The organism is Billgrantia pellis (assembly GCF_008297955.1).
GTDB classification, from domain to species: Bacteria; Pseudomonadota; Gammaproteobacteria; order Pseudomonadales; family Halomonadaceae; genus Halomonas; species Halomonas pellis.
The window spans coordinates 496,547-502,611 of record NZ_VTPY01000005.1; the positions used below are offsets into that span (position 1 = coordinate 496,547).

7 protein-coding genes and 1 pseudogene are annotated in these 6,065 nt (G+C 63.7%); 4 read left to right on the forward strand and 4 right to left on the reverse strand.

Features of this window, described 5'->3' with window-relative positions; genetic code table 11:
• The first annotated feature begins 174 nt into the window (after nucleotides 1-174).
• The 3 genes from rfaH to ccoM all read left to right on the forward strand — a co-directional run bounded on the left by rfaH (nucleotide 175) and on the right by ccoM (nucleotide 1,542).
• On the forward strand, nucleotides 175-714 hold the full coding sequence (gene rfaH / locus F0A17_RS15440) for a transcription/translation regulatory transformer protein RfaH (protein WP_149329217.1): 540 nt from the start codon (nucleotides 175-177) through the stop codon (nucleotides 712-714).
• Nucleotides 715-762: 48 nt separating this feature from the next.
• Nucleotides 763-1,269 (forward strand): FKBP-type peptidyl-prolyl cis-trans isomerase, encoded by a 507-nt coding sequence (locus F0A17_RS15445; protein ID WP_149329218.1) that lies wholly within the window; start codon nucleotides 763-765, stop codon nucleotides 1,267-1,269.
• A gap of 156 nt (nucleotides 1,270-1,425) precedes the next feature.
• Nucleotides 1,426-1,542: a cytochrome c oxidase subunit CcoM gene (gene ccoM, locus F0A17_RS20960; RefSeq protein WP_276571223.1), complete on the forward strand. Its 117-nt coding sequence runs from the start codon at nucleotides 1,426-1,428 to the stop codon at nucleotides 1,540-1,542.
• 93 nt (nucleotides 1,543-1,635) lie between these two features.
• On the opposite strand, the gene F0A17_RS15450 is transcribed toward ccoM, so the two are convergent.
• The 3 genes from F0A17_RS15450 to F0A17_RS15460 all read right to left on the reverse strand — a co-directional run bounded on the left by F0A17_RS15450 (nucleotide 1,636) and on the right by F0A17_RS15460 (nucleotide 4,933).
• The gene (locus tag F0A17_RS15450; RefSeq protein ID WP_422671003.1) at nucleotides 1,636-2,232 is read right to left on the reverse strand and encodes a lytic transglycosylase domain-containing protein; all 597 of its coding nucleotides are present in this window, start codon (nucleotides 2,230-2,232) and stop codon (nucleotides 1,636-1,638) included.
• Nucleotides 2,233-2,305: 73 nt separating this feature from the next.
• The gene (locus tag F0A17_RS15455; protein ID WP_149329219.1) at nucleotides 2,306-4,027 is read right to left on the reverse strand and encodes a proline--tRNA ligase; all 1,722 of its coding nucleotides are present in this window, start codon (nucleotides 4,025-4,027) and stop codon (nucleotides 2,306-2,308) included.
• A 312-nt stretch (nucleotides 4,028-4,339) separates the two neighbouring features.
• Nucleotides 4,340-4,933, reverse strand: coding sequence for a GNAT family N-acetyltransferase (locus F0A17_RS15460; protein WP_149329220.1), 594 nt, complete (start codon nucleotides 4,931-4,933; stop codon nucleotides 4,340-4,342).
• A gap of 132 nt (nucleotides 4,934-5,065) precedes the next feature.
• On the opposite strand from F0A17_RS15460, the gene F0A17_RS15465 reads away from it, so the two are divergent.
• Nucleotides 5,066-5,518, forward strand: coding sequence for a hypothetical protein (locus tag F0A17_RS15465; protein WP_149329221.1), 453 nt, complete (start codon nucleotides 5,066-5,068; stop codon nucleotides 5,516-5,518).
• Between the two features lie 87 nt (nucleotides 5,519-5,605).
• Here the strand turns inward: F0A17_RS15465 and F0A17_RS15470 are convergent.
• Nucleotides 5,606-6,065 (reverse strand): annotated as a pseudogene (locus tag F0A17_RS15470) (aldehyde dehydrogenase (NADP(+))); the annotation flags it as partial.

The window sequence follows — 6,065 nt, forward strand, 5'->3', positions numbered from 1 at the left end:
CGTCGCACGACTCCTTGAAGATCGATGGCCAGGGGGGCGGCCCGATACCCGGCAACGATGGTAGAATGGCCCCGCTGGGCGGGGCGACAGCCAGTCGGGGCAGGGACCGGCCGGCCGATTGTGGCAAAGCACCGTCAGGGATGCCAGCAGGTTAGTCCGACCAAGGAGCCCTTCATGAACGAACGTGAAACCCAGCCGATCGAGGATGACGTAAGCGTGCCACGCTGGTACGTCATCCAGTGCAAGGGGGGCGAGTCCTTTCGTGCCGCCGAGCACCTCGGCAATCAGGGTTACGAACTCTTCCACCCTGTTCTCGATGTACAGAAAAAGCGCGGCGGCAAGCTGGTGTGGATAAGCGAGCCGCTGTTTCCTCACTATCTGTTCATCCGCCTGGATCGAGTCGCCAGCAACTGGAGGCCGATTCGCTCGACTCGCGGCGTGCTGCGCATCGTCACCTTCGGCAACCGGCCCCTACCGGTTGACGACGCGTTGATCGAGACACTGCGCGAGCAGGGCACCGAGGATCGAGAGAGCTCCGTCAACGTCTACTTCCGCGCCGGCGAGAAGGTGGAGATCACGGAGGGCCCGTTCAAGGATCTGCAAGCCGTGTTCGCCAGCCATAAGGGCGAGGAGCGCGCCATCGTTCTGCTCAACCTGCTCAATCGTCAGCAGCGCCTGGAAATGCCCGTGGAGCATCTGCGCCCGGAGCGCTGAGTGCTGTTCTCGCAGCGCCCAAACCGATCGAAGCCAAGGAGATTCCCCATGCAGATCGCCCCTCAGCGGGTCGTAACCCTGCACTATGTGCTCAGCGACGAACGCGGCGAGGTACTTGACGACTCCCGACGGCGCGCCCAGCCATTGGCCTACCTGCACGGTCACGACAATATCCTACCGGGATTGGAAGCTGCCCTGGCAGAGCGCGAGACGAAGGATGCCCTGCGTGTCACGCTTGCTCCGGCCGAGGCCTATGGCGTTCGTGACGAGGGGTTAGTGCAGGAGGTGAGCCGCAGTGCCTTTCCGCAGGCGGAACTCGCTCCCGGCATGCGCTTCCAGACCCCGGGTGACGATGGGCCGCAGATCGTCACTGTACTCGGGGTGAACGGCGACTCGGTTCGGATCGACACCAACCATCCACTGGCCGGGATGACGCTGCACTATGATGTGGAAATACTCGAGGTGCGCGAGGCCGGCCGCGCCGAATTGGCCAAGGGCCATCCGCTTCCCGTCGACGTCGAACCTTCCCAGGTGGAAGACCGCAAGGTTCCGTAAGCCTCGTTTGACTCCGTTCCCCTCGAAAAACTGACCTGAATCAAATTGCTGAGCCCTGGTTCTCCTGCCAGGGTGGAATTTGATTCAGGTCATCTTTCCCTCCCCATGATCACGCTAGAGTGAACCCATCACATCAAGTGACGGGGAGAAACCACCATGTACTGGGATGATGCCGTAGTCTTCGGGTTGGTCACCGTCGCGATGATGGTAGCTTTCATGGCAGGTTGGATCGGTTTCGTGATTCGCGACCATCGTCGCAAGCGCAAGCACTGAGTCCACCTGCTCGGCAAGTCGTCAGGGGAGGGGGGATTTCCCCCCAGTAGCCGGCCCAAATGGGCCGGCATTTTTTTCTACGATACTATGTTCTCAGCGCTCGACCCACCATTGCTCGGTTAGAGCGCGCATGACGCGTTCGGGGTACCAGGTCTTGCCCAGGCTGCCGTTGTAGCGTGCCAGGGCGCGGGTCAGGTCACCGCGCTCAACGGTCAGGTAGTGGGCAAGAATGGTGCAGCCATAGCGCAGGTTGAGCCAGGGGTCCATCAGGTCGTCGGCGCTGCGGCCCAGTTCGCGAATCCAGAACGGCATGATCTGCATCAGTCCCACTGCGCCGGCCGAGGAGACGGCGTCGGCTTGGAAGGCGCTCTCCACCTGGATCACTGCCAATACGACTTCCGGTGCCAGTCCGGCCAGCCGCGCCTCGCGGTAGATACGCTGCAGCAGCTCGCCGCGCAGCGCCTCGTCATCCACGAAACGCGTCAGGCGTGGTTCCATTGCGTTCACCCATTGTCGGGCGGCCCAGATCGCCTCCGCAGACGGCGGACGGTTCGACTGGGCGTCCAAGGTTAGGCGCAGAGTCGTCGGTATGTCGGGCTCGACGCGAACCCGTCGGGTAGGGGGCGGCTGAAAACCGCTGGGCAAGGCATCGAGGACGTCAGGTTCCTGGGTGCCGGATACGTCATGCACCGGATCTGCGCCTACCGGTGAGAGAGCGTCGAGCAGACTGGCCGCGGCCAACAGCAGCGCGGCCAGTCGGCCATCACGCCTCGATCCGCTTGCGCAGGAACTCGACGATGCCGTCGGCCGGTACCATGGTCGCATCACTGTCACGCCGTCCCTTGTACTCCAGCTCGCCGTTATCCAGCCCGCGGTCGCCGACCACCAAGCGGTGGGGTATACCGATCAGTTCCTGGTCGGCGAACTTCACCCCGGGGCGCAGGTCGCGGTCGTCCAGCAGTACATCGATGCCGGCGGACGTCAGTGCTTGGTAGAGCCGTTCGGACTCCTCGCGCACGCGCTGCGACTTGTGCGCGTTCATTGGCACCAGGGCGACCTGGAAGGGGGCGATGGCGTTGGGCCAGATGATGCCTGCCTCGTCGTGGTTCTGCTCGATGGCAGCGGCCACGACACGGGTCACGCCGATGCCGTAACAGCCCATCCAGGGGTGTGCCGCCTTGCCGTTGTCGTCGAGCACCGTGGCGTTCAGCGCCTCGGAATACTTCTTGCCCAGTTGGAAGACATGGCCGACTTCGATGCCGCGCTTGATCCCAAGCGTTCCCTTGCCGTCCGGCGAAGGGTCGCCTTCGACCACGTTGCGAATGTCGGCCACCTTGGGCAGTGCCACATCGCGCTCCCAGTTGATGCCGAAGTAATGCTTGCCGTCGATGTTGGCACCCGCACCGAAGTCGCTCATCAGCGCCACGCTGCGGTCGACGATGATCGGCATGTCCAGGTTCACGGGGCCCAGCGAGCCGGGGCCGGCGCCCACCGCGGCGCGGATCTCCTCCTCGCTGGCCATGGTCAGCGGCTCGGCCACCTCGGGCAGGTTCCCGGCCTTGATCTCGTTGAGCTCGTGGTCGCCGCGCACCAGTAGAGCGATCAGGCCGCCTTCGGCGGCGTGAACCATCAGTGTCTTGATGGTCTTCTCGATGGGCAGGCCATGCTGCTCCACCAGCGCGGCAATGGTACGCACGTCGGGCGTGTCGACCAGGCGCAGTTCCTCGCTGGGCGCGGCGCGCTCGGGGTTGGTGCCCAGCGGTGCAGGCAGCGCCTCGGCCTTCTCGATGTTGGCGGCGTAGTCCGACTCGGTGGAAAAGACGATGGCGTCCTCGCCGGAGTCGGCCAGGACGTGGAATTCATGCGAGTCGGTGCCGCCGATGGCGCCGGTGTCGGCCAGCACGGGGCGGAACTCCAGACCTAGACGGCTGAAGATACGCACGTAGGCGTCGTACATCGCCTGATAGGTCTCCTTCAGCGAGGCCTGGTCGATGTGGAAGGAGTAGGCATCCTTCATGATGAACTCGCGCGAACGCATCACACCGAAGCGCGGTCGAATCTCGTCGCGAAACTTGGTCTGGATCTGATAGAAATTGGCCGGCAGCTGCTTGTAGCTGGAGAGCTCGCGGCGCATCAGGTCGGTAATCACCTCTTCATGCGTTGGGCCGACGCAGTAGTCGCGCTCGTGGCGATCCTTCAGGCGCAGCAGTTCGGGGCCGTACATCTCCCAGCGGCCGGACTCCTGCCACAGCTCGGCGGGCTGCACCGCCGGCATCAGCACTTCCTGGGCCCCGGCCCGATCCATCTCCTCGCGCACGATGCGCTCCACCTTGCGCAGGGTGCGCAGGCCGACCGGTAGCCAGGTGTACAGGCCCGAGGTGAGGCGGCGGATCATGCCGGCACGCAACATCAGCCGGTGGCTGACGATCTCGGCGTCGGCAGGCGTTTCCTTGAGAGTGGCGATCAACAGTTGGGTGGCGCGCATGGGTCCGGCGTTTCCTTCCAGCATGGGCTGACATGAGTCGACATGCCGCGGTGGGCGGCGTTCGAGGCATTGTACGGCCAACGGGGAACGGCGGCAAAAGAGCGAGTTGATTAAGAAGCAGCGAGGAGCGCTGGGGACAGGTCGAGGCGCACTGCTCCGAACGGGCTGGCCAAGGATGGCCAGTCCCGGTCCTGCAAGCGGAGCAGGATGCGAGAGCGAAGCAGGGCAAATGTAGCGCCAGGAAGGGTTTACAGCGCCTCATCAACGGTCCGGCGCCCCGGGGCCTGTCCCCGGGTCAGCCTCGAGCGAACATCATGCCAGCGATTTCAGCCAGAACACCATCGGCTTGTCGCTCTCCTCCGACTCGCCGATATCCTTCCAACGGAAGGTGGTGGCAAGCTCCGGATGACGCTCATAGCCCTGCGAGCGCCAGAAGCCATGCAGTGGCACGTAGCCTTCAGGCGTGAGCGGATGATCGTGGGGGCGCTCCACGGCGCAGAAGGCCACGGTACGGAAGCCGCGGCTGGCCGCGTGGCGCTCGCGCTCGGCGAGAAAGGCCTTGCCGATGCCGCGGCCGCGGTAGCTCGGCAGCAGCACCGATTCGCCGTAATAGAACACGTTGTCGATATCGAAGCCGGCCTGTTCGAACGGAGTGCGAAATTCCTCCACGTCCTCGGATAACGGCATGCCAGTGGCGGCGCCCACCAGGGCATCGCCATTCTCGGCCAGCACGAACAGGCTCTCGGGGCACTCGGCGTAGCGCCGCAAGTAGTTGGCTTCGTATTCGAAACTGCCGTCGTAGAGATAGGGAAAATCGCGAAACACGGTCATTCGCAGGTGAGCCAATTCGTCCAGTCGTGGATCGATGTCGCTGCCCTGGCAGGTGTGCAGTGCGATTTCGCTCATGACGCCTCCGTGAAACGGTTTAAACGTTCGTATTAGCTTTCATCATGATATTCTCCCGCCATTCTCCATGGCGGCGCCAAAGGCGGCAATCATCGGCGCCGGTAACCCGACTTTCTGCGGAGCACTCTTTCCATGAGGAATCAGATCCGCCATGCCCTGACCGGGCTGGTGCTTGGCGTTTCCCTGACCGCCCTGGTGGGCTGCGGTACCGTTTTCCATCCCGAGCGCAAGGGGCAAATGAACGGTCGCATCGACCCGGTGATCGCCATCGCCAATGGCGTGGGCCTACTGTTCTTCATCATCCCGGGGGTGATCGCCTACGCCGTGGACTTTTCCAACGGCACCCTCTACCTGCCTGGCACCCAGGACAACGCCGGCGTCGATACCCTGCAGCTCGAGGAAGGCATGGACATCGCAACCCTGGAGCAGCTGCTTTCCGACAAGACCGGCAAGTCGGTGAGTCTCGACAGCGAGTTGGTACGGGTCGAAGAGGTGGAAAGTCTCGACGAGGCCCTGGCGCTGATCCGCATGGCCGGTACCAATGACCGGGAACGTCTTGGCCTAACCTTGCAGAGCGGAACATAAGCGTTCGTCTCGCTACCAGCACGACCAAAAGACAGCTCAAAAGGCCGTCTTTGGTATCAGTAGGCTGTAGCTTTTGTTACTAGGCTGTTAATTCGTCTCGCGTGTTCCGTCGATCAGCCGCGACACACCCCAGGGGTTGCCGTCACGCAGCGCCTCGGGCAAGAGCCCCTGCGGCAGCGCCTGGTAGCACACCGGGCGCAGGAAGCGGAAGATCGCCGCGCTGCCCACCGAGGTGGTGCGGCTGTCGGAGGTCGCCGGGTAGGGGCCGCCGTGGACCATGGCGTGGCACACCTCGACCCCGGTCGGCCAGCCGTTGGCCAGAATGCGGCCCGCCTTGCGCTCGAGGATCGGCAGCAGCGCTTTCGCTGCGTCCAGGTCGCCGTCGTCCATCTGCAGGGTGGCGGTGAGCTGGCCTTCAAGCTGTGAGGCGACCTGGCGCACCTCGTCCTGGTCGGCGCACTCGATCACCAGCGAGGTGGAACCGAACACTTCCTCCTGCAGCTCAGGATCGGCCAGGAAATCCTCGGCCGCGGTGGCGTAGAGCCCC

Excerpts from the sequence above, each read along its gene's own strand:
- ccoM (WP_276571223.1), top strand. The coding sequence starts at position 1,426 with ATGTACTGGGATGATGCCGTAGTCTTCGGGTTGGTCACCGTCGCGATG.
- F0A17_RS15465 (WP_149329221.1), top strand. The coding sequence starts at position 5,066 with ATGAGGAATCAGATCCGCCATGCCCTGACCGGGCTGGTGCTTGGCGTT.
- F0A17_RS15445 (WP_149329218.1), top strand. The coding sequence starts at position 763 with ATGCAGATCGCCCCTCAGCGGGTCGTAACCCTGCACTATGTGCTCAGC.
- F0A17_RS15455 (WP_149329219.1), bottom strand. The coding sequence starts at position 4,027 with ATGCGCGCCACCCAACTGTTGATCGCCACTCTCAAGGAAACGCCTGCC.
- F0A17_RS15460 (WP_149329220.1), bottom strand. The coding sequence starts at position 4,933 with ATGAGCGAAATCGCACTGCACACCTGCCAGGGCAGCGACATCGATCCA.
- rfaH (WP_149329217.1), top strand. The coding sequence starts at position 175 with ATGAACGAACGTGAAACCCAGCCGATCGAGGATGACGTAAGCGTGCCA.